The 17,492-nt window shown below is 61.6% G+C and carries 10 protein-coding genes and 1 pseudogene; 3 read left to right on the plus strand and 8 right to left on the minus strand.

Annotated features, from left to right (window positions below):
* Positions 1 to 17: 17 nt before the first annotated feature.
* The gene (locus HER32_RS00440) at positions 18 to 2,795 is read right to left on the minus strand and encodes a substrate-binding domain-containing protein (RefSeq protein WP_168679618.1); all 2,778 of its coding nucleotides are present in this window, start codon (positions 2,793 to 2,795) and stop codon (positions 18 to 20) included.
* A 260-nt stretch (positions 2,796 to 3,055) separates the two neighbouring features.
* Complete coding sequence (gene accC / locus HER32_RS00445) at positions 3,056 to 4,567, minus strand: acetyl-CoA carboxylase biotin carboxylase subunit (RefSeq protein ID WP_168679620.1); 1,512 nt, start codon at positions 4,565 to 4,567, stop codon at positions 3,056 to 3,058.
* 358 nt (positions 4,568 to 4,925) lie between these two features.
* Here accC and HER32_RS00450 point away from each other — a divergent pair, with 358 nt between their 5' ends.
* Complete coding sequence (locus tag HER32_RS00450) at positions 4,926 to 6,176, plus strand: aminotransferase class I/II-fold pyridoxal phosphate-dependent enzyme (RefSeq protein ID WP_168679622.1); 1,251 nt, start codon at positions 4,926 to 4,928, stop codon at positions 6,174 to 6,176.
* A 241-nt stretch (positions 6,177 to 6,417) separates the two neighbouring features.
* Positions 6,418 to 6,588, plus strand: a pseudogene (locus HER32_RS20345) (histone H1); the annotation flags it as partial.
* A 308-nt stretch (positions 6,589 to 6,896) separates the two neighbouring features.
* On the opposite strand, the gene tyrS reads toward HER32_RS20345, so the two are convergent.
* A complete protein-coding gene (gene tyrS / locus HER32_RS00460) occupies positions 6,897 to 8,192 on the minus strand; it encodes a tyrosine--tRNA ligase (RefSeq protein WP_168679624.1) in 1,296 nt (431 codons plus the stop codon).
* A gap of 222 nt (positions 8,193 to 8,414) precedes the next feature.
* Between tyrS and holA the strand changes: the two genes are divergently transcribed.
* Positions 8,415 to 9,491 (plus strand): DNA polymerase III subunit delta, encoded by a 1,077-nt coding sequence (gene holA, locus HER32_RS00465; protein WP_168679626.1) that lies wholly within the window; start codon positions 8,415 to 8,417, stop codon positions 9,489 to 9,491.
* Positions 9,492 to 9,752: 261 nt separating this feature from the next.
* On the opposite strand, the gene carB is transcribed toward holA, so the two are convergent.
* The 5 genes from carB to HER32_RS00490 form a co-directional block, all read right to left on the minus strand.
* Positions 9,753 to 12,989 carry a carbamoyl-phosphate synthase (glutamine-hydrolyzing) large subunit gene (carB, locus tag HER32_RS00470; RefSeq protein ID WP_168679628.1) on the minus strand — a complete coding sequence of 1,079 codons (3,237 nt, stop codon included), beginning with the start codon at positions 12,987 to 12,989 and terminating at the stop codon, positions 9,753 to 9,755.
* A gap of 68 nt (positions 12,990 to 13,057) precedes the next feature.
* Entirely contained in the window at positions 13,058 to 14,137 is a 1,080-nt protein-coding gene (gene carA, locus HER32_RS00475) for a glutamine-hydrolyzing carbamoyl-phosphate synthase small subunit (protein WP_168679630.1), read from the minus strand.
* Positions 14,138 to 14,220: 83 nt separating this feature from the next.
* The gene (locus HER32_RS00480) at positions 14,221 to 15,444 is read right to left on the minus strand and encodes a 5-(carboxyamino)imidazole ribonucleotide synthase (protein ID WP_168683171.1); all 1,224 of its coding nucleotides are present in this window, start codon (positions 15,442 to 15,444) and stop codon (positions 14,221 to 14,223) included.
* A gap of 23 nt (positions 15,445 to 15,467) precedes the next feature.
* Complete coding sequence (gene purE, locus HER32_RS00485) at positions 15,468 to 15,977, minus strand: 5-(carboxyamino)imidazole ribonucleotide mutase (RefSeq protein WP_168679632.1); 510 nt, start codon at positions 15,975 to 15,977, stop codon at positions 15,468 to 15,470.
* A gap of 168 nt (positions 15,978 to 16,145) precedes the next feature.
* Positions 16,146 to 17,450, minus strand: coding sequence for a dihydroorotase (locus HER32_RS00490; RefSeq protein WP_168679634.1), 1,305 nt, complete (start codon positions 17,448 to 17,450; stop codon positions 16,146 to 16,148).
* Between the last annotated feature and the right edge of the window lie 42 nt (positions 17,451 to 17,492).

Here is a 17,492-nt window from a genome sequence, read left to right on the forward strand (position 1 = left end):
TGTTTTTCACTTTTGATTCAGGCACTGGGCGTGGTGTGCAGGGCCCGGAACTCCGAAGGCGACACTTGGTAGCGGGCTTTAAAGCTGGTGGAGAAGTACGAAGGCGTGGAGAAGCCTAGCTGGTAGGCAACTTCGGCAATGGTCAGCTCCTCGGTAAGCAGCAGCTGGCGCGCCTTGGTTAGGCGCTGGCTTTGGATAAAGTCGGTGACGCCCGTACCCAACACCGCCTTTACTTTGCGGTAAAGCTGCACCCGCGAGATGCCCAGGCTGCGGGCCACGTCCTCCACGCTCAGGTCGGAGCGGGTGAGGTTGGCTTCCACAATGGCCGTGAGGTCGGCCAGGAATTTCTGGTCCACGCGCTGGGGCGCTACGGTGGCGGTGTCTACACTCAGCTCGCGGCGGAAATGCTCCCGCAGTTTGTCGCGGTTGGCTAGCAGCGTGCGCAGGCTTTCCAGCAGGAAGGTGGGGTTGAACGGCTTGGTCAGGTAAAGGTCGGCGCCGGCCTGCACGCCTTCTACCTGCTGCTCGGGGGCGCTGCGGGCCGTGAGCAGCACCACCGGAATGTGGGAGGTGCGCCAGTCCTCCTTGAGCTTGGCCACCACTTCCAGCCCACTGATTTCGGGCAGCATCACGTCGCACACAATCAGGTCGGGAATGGTGTCGGCGGCCATGCGCAGCCCGGTGGTGCCATCGGTGGCCGCACTCACCTGAAAGTGTGGCCGCAGCTTCTGGACCAGAAAGGCGTTGACTTCGGGGTTATCTTCGATAATGAGCACCAGCGCCTCGCTCGTGGCGCCCTGGGCCAGGGCCGGTAGCGTGGTTTCGGTGGGACTTTCCGCAATGCCTTCTTCCAGGGTGAGCAGAGGAGCGGGGACAGGCGCCGTGGTGCTGGCCTTGAGGTTGGCCGGCAGCTCCAGCGGGAGCGTCACCACAAACGTGCTGCCCTGCCCCGCCTGACTGGTAAAGGATAACTGCCCCAGGTGCAGGCGCGTGAGGCCCAGCGCCAGGGCCAAGCCCATGCCCGAGCCTTTGGCCACCGACTGCTGGCCCTGGTAAAACCACTCGAAAATGTGCGCCTTATCCTGCTCGGAAATGCCGCGGCCGGTATCCTCCACGCTCACGCGCACGGCCTGCTCGGCCGTCACCACCTGAATGCTGACGGTAATCTGCCCGCGCTCCGGGGTGAACTTCAGGGCGTTGGATAACAGGTTGAAGAATACCTTGTCCAGAATGTTGGCATCAAACCACAGCGGAATAACGGGCTGGGCTGGCAGGAACCGGAGGCTGATACCGCGCTGCCGGGCCGGGCGCTCAAACACGTCCATAATCTCGCGCACAAACGCGACCAGATTACCTTCCGTGGCCCGCACCGGCATTTTCCCCACGTCAATCCTGCGGAAGTCCATCAGTTGGTTGACCAGCTGGAGCAGGCGCTGGGCATTGCGCCGGATCAGGCTTAAGTCGTGCCGGTGGGCGGCCGGCACGTTGCTGCCGCTGGTGAGCATTTCCTCCACCGGCCCCAGGATAAGGGTGAGCGGGGTGCGCAGCTCGTGGGAGAAGTTGGTGAAGAAGCGCAGCTTGGCTTCCGTTTCTACCCGGGCCTGCTCGGCAAACGCCTGAATCTGGTTGCGCTGGGACAGGATTTCCTGGTTTTGCAAGGCCAGCTGGTGGTTGATGCGGCGGTTGGCCCGAAAGGCCCGCCACACCAGCAGGCCCAGCAAGGCCGCACCCAGCAGGGCCGCCGCCAGCACGTAGAGCACCGTTTGCTGGCTGGCATAGGTGTCGCGCTGCTTGCGCAGCAGTTCTTGCTGCCGCTGGATATCCTGCTGCTGACTAGCCAGCTTCTCCGTCTGCAGCTTCATCGTCAGCACGTTGGTTGAGTCGATAACCATGGTGCTGAGAATGTTTTCCTTCTCGTAGGGCTGCTTGCGCAGGATTTTCATGGCCATGCGGATAGCCTCCTCCCCGCCCGGCGAATACAGCAGCGTGGCGTTGATAATGCCGTCCTGCACCAGCTGAATGCCGCCGTGGGGCCCCGGCAGACCGTCTACGCCCACAATTTTGATGCGCCGCTCCAGTCCTAGCTGCTTGCACACCTGGTAGGCTCCTAAGGCTAGCCGGTCGTTGTGGGCAAATATCAGGTCGATGTCCGGCTCCGCTTTCAGCACGGCCGGCAGCCGCGCCAGCACGGAGGGCCGCTCCCAGTTGCTGTTCAGCTCGCCTACCAGCCGGAGACCCGGATAAGCCGCTAGCGCCTGGGCAAAGCCGCGGTGCCGGTCAACGGCGGGGGAGGAGCCGGGGGCGCCCAGTATTTCCAGCACCCGGCCCTGCCGCCGAAGTAAGTTGGCCACGTAGTTGCCGGCCGTGCGGCCTACCTCTTCGTTGTTGCCGCCCACGTAGGCAGTATAGAGCTTGGAAGTGGTGCGCCGGTCCAGAATCACCACCGGGATGCCGCGGTTGTAGGCTTCCTCCACGATGGGCGTCACGGGCTCGGCCTCGTTGGCCGACACAATCAGCAAGTCGATGCCTTCCTGCAGGAACTCTCGGATGTGTTTCTCCTGCAGGGCACTGCTGTTGTGGGCATCCTTCATCCGAAACGTTACCTCCGGATAAAAGCTCAGCTCTTTCTGCATGCCCGCCAGCATGGCCAGGCGCCAAGCATCCCCGTTGGTGCACTGCGAGAAGCCAATGACGTAGCCTGGTTTGGCCGCCGCCTTCGCTTGGTTACCCCACAGCGTAGCCGTCACCAGAACGACGCCTACAATCAGCCTGCTTACGTGAGCAATAGAAATCATGGATTCAGGAACAGTCGGGATGCCGAGTGGGCTCTGCAAAGGTGGCTCGAAGGCCAACGAAAACAGCATACACTTCGTGCAAACTTACGCGGACTATGCCGGCAGTTGGCGGTAATTGGACAATTGAGTTGAGCGTCTGGCCACGTCGATTGATCCGTCAGTATATGCCTCTATCGGGTGGATAACTTAAGCATATAGCTGTAAAAGACTATGCCCGGCCATTTGGCCGGGCATAGTCTTTTACAGTAACCTGACATGCTTTACCGCACGCCCAGCCGGTTCCGCTTCCAGGCCGAGCCGGTAGCAACCGAAGCATCGGCCGGAGCGGGGGTTGCGCCGGATTTCTTTTCCGCGAGCAGCATGGCCGTGAGCACGGCGGCAAGCTTGGCGGTGGCTTCGTCGGGGGCGGCGGGCTTCAGGCTCTCGGGCGTGAAGTGGTCCTTGATGAAGTTGGTGTCGAAGTTGCCGCTCACGAAGGCCGGGTGCCGGAGCACGTAGCTCCCGAAGCCCAGCGTCGTTTGGATGCCGGTAATCTGGTACTCGTCGATGGCGCGCAGCATGCGGGCAATGGCCTCCTCGCGCGTGGCCCCGAAGGTGACGAGCTTGGCAATCATCGGGTCGTAGTAAATCGGGATGTCCATGCCCTGCTCGAAGCCGTCATCGACGCGCACGCCCGGGCCCTGGGGGCGCACGTAGGTCGTGAGCGTCCCGATGTCGGGCAGGAAGTTGTTTTGCGGGTCTTCGGCGTACACGCGCAGCTCCAGGGCGTGGCCGTTGATGCTCAGGTCTTCCTGGCGGAAGGCGAGGGGCTGGCCCTGGGCCACCTTAATCTGCTCCTTTACCAGGTCGAGGCCGGTAATCTGCTCCGTGACAGGATGTTCCACCTGCAGGCGGGTGTTCATCTCCAGGAAGTAGAAGTTGCGCTGGTCGTCGAGCAGGAACTCCACGGTGCCGGCCCCGGTGTAGTTGCAGGCCCGGGCCACGTCCACGGCGCAGCGGCCCATTTCGGCGCGCAGCTCGGGCGTGAGCACCGAGGAAGGGGCTTCCTCAATCACCTTCTGGTGGCGGCGCTGAATGCTGCACTCGCGCTCAAACAGGTGCACGATGTTGCCGTGCTCGTCGCCCAGCACCTGAATTTCGATGTGGCGCGGCCCGGTCACGAACTTCTCAATGAACACGGCCCCGTCGCCGAAGGCCGATACCGCTTCGTTGATAGCCAGCTGCATCTGCTCCTCGAACTCCTCCACATTGTGCACCAGGCGCATGCCCTTACCGCCCCCGCCGGCCGAGGCCTTAATCAGAATCGGAAAACCTACCTGCTGGGCAATCTGCTTGGCCTCAGCCACGTCCGAAATAGCCTCGGCGGTGCCCGGCACCAGCGGAATGTTGTAGGCCTGCACGGCCTGCTTGGCCGAGAGCTTGTCGCCCATAATATCCATCGCCTCTGGGGAGGGCCCTACGAAGATCAGCCCGGCTTCTTTTACCTGACGGGCAAACTCGGCGTTTTCGCTCAGGAAGCCGTAGCCGGGGTGAATTGCATCGACGCCCAATTGCCTGCACACTTCCAGGATTTTGTCGCCGCGCAGGTAGCTGTCTTTGCTGGCGGGCGGGCCCACGCACACAGCCTCGTCGGCGTAGCGCACGTGCAGGGCGTTGCGGTCGGCCTCGGAGTAGATGGCCACGGTTTGCAGGCCCATTTCCTTGGCCGAGCGCAGCACGCGCAGGGCAATTTCACCGCGGTTGGCTACGAGCAGCTTGGTAATTTTCTTCATGGAGGTGAGGATAGGAGCGGGTGGGAGGGGTCTAGGTCGTTACGGGTGTTCATGCAGCCCGTCCTGCTGAGCTTGTCGAATACTCTCTACCGCTGGCTAATCAATAGCCTTACAACGAAACGGGAGAGATGCTTCGACAAGCTCAGCAGGACGGTCCTTTACCTGATAATAGGCCATTCAGCACCCAAAGAAACGCCATTCCAACGGCACCATCAACCTGGCCGGGGCAAATCCTGGAAGGTTGGATGCCTGCCCGCTGCGGGCTACCTTTGCGGATTGCCATAACTTTGCACATCCCCGGCGGTTGGGCTTTTGGCCGTAGCCGCTTGTTTTCGTTTCACATTCAACCCGTTCCTTCGTGGATCTATTTGAGAAGATTGCCGCCAACCGCGGCCCGCTGGGCTCCCACTCGCACTACGCGCACGGATATTTCACCTTCCCCAAGCTGGAAGGCGAGATTAAGCCCCGCATGATTTTCCGCGGCAAAGAGGTGCTCACCTGGAGCCTGAACAACTACCTGGGCCTGGCCAACCACCCCGAGGTGCGCAAAGCCGACGCCGACGCGGCGGCCGAGTACGGCATGGCCCTGCCCATGGGCGCCCGCATGATGAGCGGCAACTCCAACCTGCACGAGCAGCTGGAAAATGAGCTGGCCGAGTTTGTGATGAAGCCCGACTGCATGCTGCTCAACTTCGGCTACCAGGGCGTGGTAAGCATCATCGACGCCATGGTGGGCCGCCACGACGTGATTGTGTACGACGCCGAGTCGCACGCCTGCATTATCGACGGGGTGCGCCTGCACGCGGGTAAGCGCTTCGTGTACGTGCACAACGACATGCAGAGCCTGGAAAAGCAGTTGGAGCGCGCCCAGCGCATCATCGACGAAACCGGCGGCGGCATTCTGGTGATTACGGAAGGCGTGTTTGGCATGTCGGGCAACCAAGGCGACCTGCGCGGGGTGGTGGCGCTGAAAGAAAAATACCAGTTCCGCCTGTTCGTGGATGATGCCCACGGCTTCGGCACCCAGGGCGCTACGGGCGCTGGCACGGGCGAAGAACAAGGGGTGCAGGACGGCATCGACCTTTATTTTTCGACGTTTGCCAAGTCTATGGCCAGCATTGGCGCCTTTGTAGCTGGACCGGAAAACGTAATTGAATATTTGCGCTACAACATGCGCAGCCAGATTTTCGCCAAAAGCCTGCCCATGCCGCTTGTAGTGGGCGCTTTGAAGCGTCTGGAGCTGCTACGCACCCGCCCCGAGCTCAAGGAAAACCTCTGGACCATCGTGCGGGCCCTGCAAAGCGGACTGCGCGAAAAAGGCTTCAATATCGGTACCACCACGTCCTGCGTGACGCCGGTGCTGCTCAATGGCCAAATTCCCGATGCTGCCCAGATTACCTTCGATCTGCGTGAGAATCACGGTATTTTCTGCTCTATCGTGGTATATCCGGTGGTTCCCAAGGGCGTCATTATGTTGCGCCTGATTCCCACGGCCGCCCACAGCCTCGACGATGTGGCCTTAACCATTAAAGCCTTTGAAGCGGTGCAGGACAAGCTTTCGAAGGGGTTATACTCGAAAACCGAGATTCCAGCGGGTTTGCAGGACTAGCTTCCGCGCCTTTGTACGTAAAGCCGGCCGCTGGATAGCGGCCGGCTTTTGTATTTAGGACTATTCTGCTATTTGTGGTGGCTGTAGAGTAGGGCGTAATTACGATTTCAGCGAAAAAAAGGCCGCTCTAAGCGTCCTAATGGGGTTTAATAAAAAAAGTTGACAACTTGCTTGTATTTGAAATCCCTGTATATTAGGGCCGATTAAGCACTTTTCTCCACACCCACTAACCCCCTCTCCAATGAGCAATTTTGGCCAATTGAAAGACCTCGTAATGTCGCTGGAAGCTGACTTTGAGAAGTTCTACGACAAGGGCAACTCGGCCGCTGGTACCCGCGTGCGCAAAGGCATGCAGGAACTGAAGAACATGGCGCAGACCATCCGCACGGAGGTGCAAAACGCCAAGAACTCGGCCGCTGCTCCCGCTGCTGGTGCTGCTAAAGCTGCGCCTGCTAAGAAGGCTGCTGCTCCCGCTGCTAAGAAAGCCGCTCCTGCTAAGAAGAAGTAATCTAAACCACGGATTCGCGCGGATTTTCCGGATTACGTGGATTTTGTGGACGATTCCTAAACAGCAAAAAAGCCCCGCAACCTGCGGGGCTTTTTTATTGATGGAGCTGTCATCCTGCGCAAAGCGAAGAGTGACAGACGAACTACGCGAGCCTATTGTTGGTGCCGACTACAAAATCCGCGAAATCCGAAAAATCCGCGCGAATCCGTGGTTTAGACTAGCTTGATGAGGAAGTAGTTCTTGCCTTTCTGCGCCACGAGGTATTTGTCCAGGAGCGGCGCTACGGCCGTAGCTGCCTGGTCGAGTGTGACTTTTTCGCGGTTCAGTTTTACCCCGTTGTTCTGCACCATCTTGCGGGCCTCGCCCTTGGAGGAGAAGATGGCGTTGCCGGTGGCCGTGCTCAGCAGGGTAAGCGCATCAAGTTCTGCCAGCTCGGCGCGTGAAACCTCTACCTGGGGCACGCCGGCAAACACGTCGAGCAGGGTGGCTTCGTCGAGGCTGCTTAGCTCGCCGCCCCCGAACAGAACCTGCGAGGCCGCCAGCGCGCTTTCAAACGCCGCCTCGGAATGCACCCGGATGGTCACGTCCTTGGCCAGGGCCTTCTGCAGGATGCGCTGGTGCGGAGCCTGGGCGTGCTCGGCTTCCAAAGCTTCAATTTCGGCCTGGCTTAAAAGCGTAAATACCCGAATAAGACGGGGCACATCGGCGTCGGCGGCGTTGAGGAAAAACTGGTAGAACTGGTAGGGCGAGGTCATGGTGGGGTCGAGCCACACGGTGCCGGTTTCGCTCTTGCCGTATTTGGTGCCGTCGGCCTTGGTAATGAGCTGGCCGGTGAGGGCGTAGGCCTTGCCTTCGCCGCCCGACATGCGCCGGATCAGCTCCGTGCCGGTGGTGATGTTGCCCCACTGGTCGGAGGCGCCCATTTGCAGCGTAGTGCCCAGCTCCTTGTAGAGGTGGTAGAAGTCGTAGCCCTGCAGCAGCTGGTAGCTGAACTCAGTGTAGCTGATGCCCTCGGCGCCGGTATCCTCGTTGCCGCTGATGCGCCGCTTGACCGAGTCCTTGGCCATCATGTAGTTTACCGTCAGGTGCTTGCCTACTTCGCGCAGAAATTGCAGGAAGCCAAACTCCTTGAACCAGTCGTAGTTGTTTACCACCCGGGCCCCGGTCGGGCCTTCCGTGAAGTCCAGGAACTTCTCCAGCTGGGCCCGAATGCCGGCCTGATTGCGGCGCAGGGCCGCTTCGTCCAGCAAATTCCGCTCCGCCGACTTACCCGATGGGTCCCCAATCATGCCTGTGGCGCCACCGACCAGCGCCAGGGGGCGGTGGCCGGCCCGCTGCAGGTGCACCAGCAGCATGATGGTGGCCAGGTTGCCGATGTGCAGGGAAGGCGCGGTAGGGTCGAAGCCGATGTAGCCGGTGATGGGCGCGTTCTTCAGCAGGTGCTCTTCCGTACCGGGCATCATGTCGTGAAACATACCCCGCCAGCGCAGTTCTTCTATGAGGTTCAAAGTGGAAGTAGGAATTAAGAATTAGGAATTAAGAATTGAGCCAGCAGAATTCAGAAAGACAAACGTGCTTTCCTCAGACGGTAGCAGCCACCCAATTCTTCCAAAGCAGTTCGGCAAAGGTAAGAGGCAGGGCGTACCTTTGGGTAGGAAGAATTGGGAAGGTGACCTACCGGTGTGCCCCTGTCAATTCTTAATTACTAATTGCTCATTACGAATTCAAAATTGACGCTCACGCCCGACGAAATCCTGAAGCAGCTCCAGCAGCGGCAGTTTGCGCCCGTGTACTTTCTGCAGGGGGAGGAGCCGTACTACATCGACCTGATAGCCGATCTGCTGGAAAAGCACGTGCTGCCCGAGCACGAGAAAGGCTTCAACCAAGTGGTCATCTACGGCAAGGATACCGACGTGACGGGGATTCTAAGCCAGGCCAAGCGCTTCCCGATGATGGCCGAACGCTCCGTGGTCATCGTGAAGGAAGCCCAGGCCGTGGCCGACCTGGAAGCGGAAAAGTCGTGGCCGTTTCTGGAGGCTTACCTGAAGAACCCCCTGCAGAGCACCGTGCTGGTGTTTTGCTACAAGCACAAAACCCTGGATGCGCGCAAGAAGCTGGGCAAGCTGCTCGCCGGCGACAAGAAAGATGCTGCCCCGGCCGGCACCGTGCTCATGACGAGCAAGAAGCTCTACGACAACCAGGTGGCGCCCTGGCTCAGCCAGTATGTGCGCGCCAAAAATCAGCAGATTACGCCCCAGGCCACCGTGATGCTGGCCGAGTATATCGGAGCCGAGCTGGGCCGCCTCACCAATGAGGTAGACAAGATGCTGATCAACCTGCTGCCCGGCCAGGCCATCGACGAGGATTTGGTACAGCGCATGGTGGGCATCAGCAAGGAGTACAACATCTTCGAGCTGCAGAGCGCCCTGGTGCGCCGCGACGTGCTCAAGGCCAACCGCATCCTGCTCTACTTCGAGGCCAACCCCAAGAACAACCCGCTGATTCCCAACCTGACGCTGCTGTTCAACTTCTTTTCCCGGCTGCTGGCCCTGCATCAGAACCCTAACCCCTCGGAGGCCGACTGGCTGAAGATGGGCCTGCGCTTCCCCATTCAGCGCAAGGACTACCAGACCGGCCTGAAGGTATTCGACTTTCACCGCACCCGCGACATCGTGCACCTGATCCGCCGCGCCGACGCCCAAAGCAAAGGCATCGACGCGGGCTCCATGACCGACGGCGAAATTCTGCGGGAGCTGATCTGGCTGATTATCCACCCGGTGCCGCTACACGCGGTGGTAGGGGCCTAGCGAAGCAACCGGCGCCTACGAGCGGGTAGGACAAGAAGGGTCAACATTCGCCAAAGCCTAGTGCCACGGCAGCAACGTACCCCATGAAATGCGCGAAAAAGTAGGTGGCCCGGCCCGGTGAGGCCACCGCTGTTTAACCGAAAACGGGCGAGTAAGCGTTGTTTTACATTGATAAGTGGTTAGTGACCTAGGCCGCGAGACCAAAAAAGGACGCCATGCGGGCAAGCTCCACATGGCGTCCTTTTTTAGTCGCGCGGCTATTTACAGGGCCTTGTACTCGTTCCAGCTCTTGATCTTCAGGTCCTCGAGCGAGAGGGAAGTGAAGGCGTGGATGAAGGCTTTCGCGAGGCGGGCGTTGGTGATGAGCGGGCTGTTGAAGTCCACGGCCGTGCGCCGGATGTTGTAGTCGTTGTCCAGCTCGCCCTTGCTCGTGTTCTTCGGAATGTTGATGACCAGGTCAATCTGGCGCGCGCGCAGCAGGCTCAGCGCGTTGGGCTCCTGCAGCTCGTCGGGCCAGTACACCAGGGTGCTGGCCACCCCGTGCTCGGCAAAGAAGCTGTGCGTGCCGTGCGTGGCGTAGAGCGTGTAGCCCTTCTGCACCAGCACCTGCGCCGATTCCAGCAGCGCCACCTTCGAGGTCAGCGGGCCGCTGGAGATGAGCACCGTCTTTTCCGGAATCCGGTAGCCCACGCTCAGCAAGGACTTCAGCAGCGCTTCCTCGGCCGTGTCGCCCAGGCAGCCCACCTCCCCGGTGCTGGTCATGTCCACGCGCAGCACCGGGTCCGCCCCCTGCAGGCGCGTGAAGGAGAACTGCGAGGCCTTCACCCCCACGAAGGGCAAATCGTAGACCAGCTCGCTCGCGTCGCGCGCCACGGGCACGCCCAGCAGCACCTGCGTGGCCTTCCTGATCAGGTTGTGGCCCGAGACCTTGCTCACGAACGGGAAGGAGCGCGAGGCCCGCAGGTTGCACTCAATCACCCGGATTTCGCGGTTCTTCTCCAGGAACTGGATGTTGAACGGCCCGCTGATCTGGAAGCGCCGGGCAATCTTCTCGGCAATGACCTTGAGCTTGCGCACCGTGCCCACGTACACGCGCTGGGGCGGGTAGTACATGGTCGCATCCCCCGAGTGCACCCCGGCAAACTCCACGTGCTCGGAAATAGCATAGGAAACAATTTCCCCCTTGTCGGCCACCGCGTCCAGCTCGATTTCCTTCGCCTCCTGGATGAACTCGGACACCACCACCGGGTACTCGGCGCTGACGTCCACGGCCAGCTTCAGGTACTCCTCCAGCTCCGGCACGTTCGAGACCACGTTCATGGCCGCCCCCGACAGCACGTAGCTCGGCCGGATCAGCACCGGGAAGCCCACCTGCTTGACGAAGGCGTAGATGGCCTCCAGGGTGGTCAGCTCGCTCCAGCGCGGCTGGGCAATGCCCAGCTCGTCGAGGATGGAGCTGAACTTGTGGCGGTTTTCGGCCTCGTCGATGCGGGCGGCGGCCGTGCCCAGGATGGGCGCGCCGGCCGCTTCCAGGCGGGTGGCAATGTTGTTGGGAATCTGCCCGCCGGTGCTCAGGATCACGCCCTGCGGCGCCTCAAAGTCCAGGATGTCCATCACCCGCTCGTAGCTCAATTCCTCGAAGTAGAGGCGGTCCGACACGTCGTAGTCGGTGCTCACGGTTTCGGGGTTGTAGTTGATGATGATGGACTTGTAGCCCTCCTCGTTCACGGTCTGGGCCGCATTCACCCCGCACCAGTCAAACTCCACCGACGAGCCGATGCGGTACACGCCCGAGCCCAGCACCACCACCGACTTGTCGGTTTCCGGTTCCAGGTCGTGCTCGGTGCCGTGGTAGGTCAGGTACAGGTAGTTGGTCTGGGCCGGGAATTCGGCCGCCAGCGTGTCAATCTGCTTGACGACGGGCCGCACGCCCAGGGCCTGGCGGCGAGCGCGCACGAGCAGCTCGTTGGCCTTCACCTCGGCCGGGCCCAGCAGCAGCACGGCCAGCTGCTGGTCCGAAAAGCCCTGCTTCTTGGCCTGGCGCAGCAGGGCCGTATCCAGGGCGTCAAGGCCGCCGTTGTGGCGCTTCTCGCCGAGCGTTTGGCCCAGCTGGAAGATGCCGTAGAGGCGCTGCAGAAACCAGCGGTCGATGCGCGTGAGCGCGTGCACGCGGTCCACGTCGTAGCCGGCCTGGAAAGCTTCGTTGATGGCGAAGATGCGCTCCTCGTTGGGCTCGCTCAGCAGCTGGTCCAGGCTGGCGTGGTCGAGCTGCGACTCGGCTTTGTTGGCCACGAAGCCGCGCCGGCCCGTGTCGAGCATGCGCAGGCCCTTCTGAATGGCTTCCTCGAACGTTTTGCCGATGGCCATGACCTCGCCCACGCTCTTCATGGCCGAGCCGATCTGGCGCTGCACGCCCGAGAACTTGCCCAGGTCCCAGCGCGGCAGCTTGACCACCAGGTAGTCCAGGGCGGGCTCGAAGAAGGCCGAGGTGGTTTGCGTGACGCTGTTCTTGAGCTCGGCCAGCGAGTAGCCCAGGCTGAGCTTGGCGGCCACGAAGGCCAGCGGGTAGCCCGTGGCCTTGGAGGCCAGGGCCGAGGAGCGGGAGAGGCGGGCATTCACCTCAATGACGCGGTATTCCTCCGAGTAGGGGTCCAGCGCGTACTGAATGTTGCACTCGCCCACGATGCCCAGGTGGCGGATGGTCTGGATGCCGATGCTGCGCAGCTTATGGTACTCGCGGTTGCTCAAGGTCTGCGACGGGGCCACCACGATGCTCTCGCCGGTGTGGATGCCGATGGGGTCGAAGTTCTCCATGTTGCAGACGGTGATGCAGTTGTCATAAGCATCCCGCACCACCTCGTACTCGACTTCCTTCCAGCCTTTCAAGGACTCTTCCACCAGAATCTGGTCGGAGGTGGAGAAGGCCTTCTGGGCCAGGGCGCGCAGCTCGTCGGGGTTGTTGGCAAAGCCGCTGCCCAGCCCGCCCAGGGCGAAGGCGGCGCGCACGATGATCGGGAAGCCAATCCGCTCCCCGGCCGCCAGCGCGTCCTCCATCGTCGTCACGGCTTCGCTGCGGGCGGTGAGCACGCCGATCTGGTCGAGCTTGTCCTTGAAGATGTCGCGGTCCTCCGTGTCGATGATGCTCTGCACGGGCGTGCCGAGCACGCGCACCTGGTACTTGTCGAAGATGCCGGCGCGGTACAGGGCCACGGCGCAGTTCAGGGCCGTCTGCCCGCCGAAGGCCACCAGGATGCCGTCGGGCTGCTCCTTCTGGATGACTTCCTCCACGAAGTAGGGCGTCACGGGCAAAAAGTACACGTCGTCGGCCAGGCCCTCGGACGTCTGCACGGTGGCAATGTTGGGGTTGATCAGGATCGTGCGGATGCCTTCCTCTTTCAGGGCCTTCAGGGCCTGCGAGCCGGAGTAATCGAACTCGCCGGCCTCCCCGATTTTCAGGGCGCCGGAACCGAGGATCAGTACTTTGTTGGGTTTGTGCATTCTAGGGGTTGGGTAACAGACCGGGAGAAGGGTCGTGTTAAAAAAGCGCTGTCGGGTATCGGGTGATGCTACTGGGCGGCCTTGTACGCGGCCACCGCTTTGAGAAAGTCATCAAAGAGAAACTCCGTGTCCTGGGGGCCGCCGGCGGCTTCGGGGTGGAACTGGGTGGAGAAGAAGGGCTTGGTCTGGTGCTGGATGCCTTCGCAGGTGCCGTCGTTCAGGTTCTCAAACAGCATGGTCCACTCGCTCGGCAGCGTGGTGGGGTCCACCGCATAGCCGTGGTTCTGGCTGGTGATGTAGCTGCGCTGGGTGCCCGTGAGCTTGACCGGCTGGTTGTGGCTGCGGTGCCCGTACTTGAGCTTGAACGTGTCGCCGCCCGCGGCCAGGCCCATGAGCTGGGAGCCCAGGCAGATGCCGAAGATGGGCTTGTCCTGGTGCAGGGCTTTCTGCAGGTGCCCGATGGTGGCCTGGCACATCTTCGGGTCGCCGGGGCCGTTCGAGAGAAACAGGCCGTCGTAGTCGAGCTGGGTGAAGTCGTAGTCCCAGGGCACGCGGATCAGTTCCACGTCGCGCTCCAGGAAGCAGCGGATAATGTTGGTCTTGGTGCCGCAGTCCACCAGCACGATCTTGTGCTGGCCGTGGCCGTAGTGCTGCACGCCCGCGGGGCTGACCTGCGCCACCAGGTTCTCCAGGTTCGGGTCGTGCATCGGAATATCTTCCTCGGCCACAATCTTGCCCAGCAGGGCGCCCTTCTCGCGCAGCTTCTTGGTCAAAAGGCGCGTGTCCACCCCGCAGATGCCGGGGATGTTGTACTCCTTGAGCCAGTCGCCCAGGCTCTTGGCCGCGTGCCAGTGGCTGTGCTCCTGGGAGTAGTAGTTGACCACCAGGCCGGCCACGTGCACCTTGTCCGACTCGAAGATGCGGGAAATGGACTCGTAGAGTTCCTCGCCCGGCACGCCGTAGTTGCCCACCATCGGGTAGGTCAGCACCAGGATCTGCCCGGCAAAGGACGGATCGGTCAGGTTCTCAGGGTAGCCCGTCATGGCCGTGCTGAAGACCACCTCCCCGGCCGCGGAGGTATACGCGCCGAAGGACTCGCCTTCGAGTTCGGTGCCGTCTTCCAGAATCAGTTTTACTGTGTGGGTCATGTTCTGTTGGTTGGCCTCACTCAGCCCCCGTCTCCGGTAGGGAAGGGAGCCAAGGCGGCACGACTGGAAATGATAAATAGCCTCTAGATGGCGTCCAAACCTGGCAAGCCGAGCAAATCAGCGGCGCGGCGCGCCACGGTTTTAACACTGGCGACATCCGGGCCGGTGATGGTCAGGTGGCCCATCTTGCGGCCGGTGCGCGCCTGCAACTTACCGTACAAGTGCAGGTGGGTACCTGGCAAACTCAGTACGGCGGCCCAATCCGGCTCGTGTGGCTGACCGTTGGTGTCGAACCAGACATCGCCCAGCAGGTTAAGCATGATGGCCGGAGAATGCTGGCGCGGCTCCGGCAGAGGTAAGCCCGCCATGGCATGCACCTGCAGGTCAAACTGCGACGCGTCGCAGGCGTCCAGGGTATAGTGGCCGCTGTTGTGCGGGCGCGGGGCCATTTCGTTGACCACCAGGCCGCCATGCTCGCTGCCGTCTTCCACCACAAAAAACTCGACGCACAGCACCCCCACGTAGCCGAGATGCTGCGCGATGGAGACGGCCGCGTCGCGGGCCCGGGTTGCCAGGGCGGGCGGCAGACTGCCTTCGTAGGCGTGGGTCACGGCCAGAATACCATCGACGTGCACGTTGCGCTGCGGGGCGTAGCTGACCACTTGCCCGTCCCAGCCGCGCGCCACCAGCACCGAACATTCGGCGGTGAGCGGCAGCCTCTTTTCCAGCACGCAGGCCACGCCGCCTAGCCCCGCCCAGGCGGCTTCCAGCTCAGCGGCTGTCCTCACGCGGACCTGGCCTTTGCCGTCATAGCCCATGCGCGCGGTTTTCAGGATGCCGGGCAGCAAATCCTTCCGCTCGGCTTGCACAGCCTGCAATTGGGCCGGGGTTTCAATCACGGCATACGGCGCGCAAGTCACCCCCGACACAGCGGCGCAGTCCGCGAAGTGGGCTTTTTCCTCAATGCGGTTTTGGGCAATGCCGACCACGGTCGCGCCAGGCGCCACGGGCCGGGTCAGGGCCAGCGTTTGCAGCGTGTGAGCTGGCACGTTTTCAAACTCGGTGGTGATGGCCTGGCACAGCTGGGCCAGTTGTGCCAGCCCGGCCGGGTCGTCGTAGCCGGTCTGGATGTGGTGGTGGCTTACCAGCCCGGCCGGGCTTTGCGCGTCGGGCTCCAGTACGGCGGTGAAGTAGCCCAGGCGCTGGGCGGCATGCACAAACATTCGGCCCAGCTGACCGCCCCCTAGCACCCCCAGCGTGGCCTTTTGGCCCGCGGCGTCCTCGCTGCCTGGGAAAATTGGGGTCATGGCTGCAACGTGAATTTCTTCGTTCATACGGGCAGGGTCATAGCGCGAGCAGCTTCAGTTTGTTCGGCGCGAAACACTTGCAGCTTGGCAGCCAGGTCCGGGTCATGCAGAGCGAGCTGGCTGACGGCGAACAGGGCGGCATTAGCCGCCCCGGCGTCGCCGATGGCAAAGGTGGCTACGGGTACCCCTTTGGGCATTTGCACAATGCTGTGCAGCGAATCTACCCCCTGCAAATGGCGGCTGGCCACTGGCACGCCCAGTACGGGCACCGTGGTTTTGGCGGCCAGCATACCGGGCAGGTGGGCGGCCCCGCCCGCACCGGCAATGATGGCCTGCAAACCACGCGGGCCGGCTTGTTCAGCGTAGGCAAATAAGTCGTCTGGCATGCGGTGGGCCGACACCACGCGCGCTTCGTGGGCCACGCCAAAGTGCGCGAGCATCTGCACGGCGTACTGCATGGTGTTCCAGTCGCTGCTGGAGCCCATGACCACCCCAACCAGGGGCTTAGGATTGGAGGAGGAAAGAGTACTCATCAAAATTCTTTGGTGGTCATGCTGTGCGAAGGGGAGTGGAGTCGAACCGAAGGTCGCTGTTGGGCAAGCATCTCAACTGTAGCAGCAATCCATCGATGGGATTTACTCTCGTGGTAGAGATGCTTCGACTGCGCTCAGCATGACGTTCTTAGTAGTAAGGCGTTCTGTTTATTTTTCGGACAGCTCAACCAACTGTTCGCGCTCCAGCAGGATTTCTGTCCCCAAAATCACCAGGTCTACCCGGCCTTTCAGCGTCTGGTCGATGAAGGGCGTATTCTGGGACTTGGATTTCATGAATTCCTTCGTGAACGTGGTTTCCGCTTCGGTATCGAACAAGACGCACTCGGCTGGCTGGCCGACTTCGATGGTGGGCACCGGCAGGCCCATCAGGCGGCGGGGCTCGGCCGAATAGCGCTTCACCACCAGGTCCCACCCAAATTTGCCGGGCTCCACGAAGAAGTGGTACAGCGACACCAGGGCCGTATCCAGGCCGGTAATGCCGTTGGGGGCGCTGATGAAATCCTGGGCTTTTTCGAAGGGCGTGTGGGGGGCGTGGTCGGTGGCAATGAGGTCGAAGACGCCTTCTTTGAGTCCCTCGAGCAAGGCGTCACAATCGGCCTGCGTCCGCAGCGGCGGGTTCATCTTATAGTTCGTGTCGTAGTCGCCGATGTGCTCGTCGGTGAACAGCAGGTGGTGCGGGGCCACTTCCGCCGTCACCTTCACATCGCCGCGTGATTTCCACCACCGGATGGTCTCCATGCCAAGCTTGCTGGACACGTGCTGGATGTGCACGTGGGCGCCCGTCGCGTGGGCCAGCCGGATGTCGCGGTCGATGATGATTTCCTCCGCGCAGGCCGGGGAGCCTTTGATGCCGAGTCGGTAGCTCATCACCCCTTCGTTGAGGGCGCGCGGCCCGGCCAGCTCCGGTACCTCGCAGTGGCTGGCGAAGAACATTCCAAACTCGGTGGCATACTGCATCGCCCGAAACAGTACGGCCGGGTCGCGGGTGGTATCCCCGTCGTCGGTGAGCATGATCACGCCGAGGCGGTGCATCCCCTCAATTTCCGCCAGCTCCTTGCCCTCGCGGTTTTTGGTAACGCAACCGGAGGTGTACACCGGAATGCGGGACCGGTGCTTGGCATTTTCGAGCACGGTAGCTACCGCGCTTGCCGAGTCGAGGGCTGGGCGGGTGTTGGGCATCATCACCACGCCGGTCACACCGCCATTGATGGCCGCTTCGCTGCCCGTGGTAATAGTTTCCTTGTTTTCAAACCCGGGGGCGCGGAAGTGGACGTGGGCATCAAACATGGCCGGCATCAGCACCCGGCCGCGGGCGTCAATAACGCGGGCACCCTTGGGAACAGGTAGGTTGGTGCCGATTTCCTGAATTTTTCCTTCGACAATCAGGACATCGCCCTCGAGCAGTTTGGGTGAGTTTTCGGAGGCGATGCGGGTATTTTGAAGGAGAAGCATGGTGGGATAAGTGCTGTAACCCGGTCAGGGTTATGGGAGATG

Origin of the sequence: Hymenobacter sp. BT18, assembly GCF_012273015.1 — a bacterium.
Lineage (GTDB): Bacteria > Bacteroidota > Bacteroidia > Cytophagales > Hymenobacteraceae > Hymenobacter > Hymenobacter lutimineralis.

Coding starts and splice junctions, on each gene's coding strand:
- HER32_RS00440 (WP_168679618.1), bottom strand. CDS start 2,795: ATGATTTCTATTGCTCACGTAAGCAGGCTGATTGTAGGCGTCGTTCTG.
- accC (WP_168679620.1), bottom strand. CDS start 4,567: ATGAAGAAAATTACCAAGCTGCTCGTAGCCAACCGCGGTGAAATTGCC.
- carB (WP_168679628.1), bottom strand. CDS start 12,989: ATGCACAAACCCAACAAAGTACTGATCCTCGGTTCCGGCGCCCTGAAA.
- carA (WP_168679630.1), bottom strand. CDS start 14,137: ATGACCCACACAGTAAAACTGATTCTGGAAGACGGCACCGAACTCGAA.
- HER32_RS00480 (WP_168683171.1), bottom strand. CDS start 15,444: ATGACCCCAATTTTCCCAGGCAGCGAGGACGCCGCGGGCCAAAAGGCC.
- purE (WP_168679632.1), bottom strand. CDS start 15,977: ATGAGTACTCTTTCCTCCTCCAATCCTAAGCCCCTGGTTGGGGTGGTC.
- HER32_RS00490 (WP_168679634.1), bottom strand. CDS start 17,450: ATGCTTCTCCTTCAAAATACCCGCATCGCCTCCGAAAACTCACCCAAA.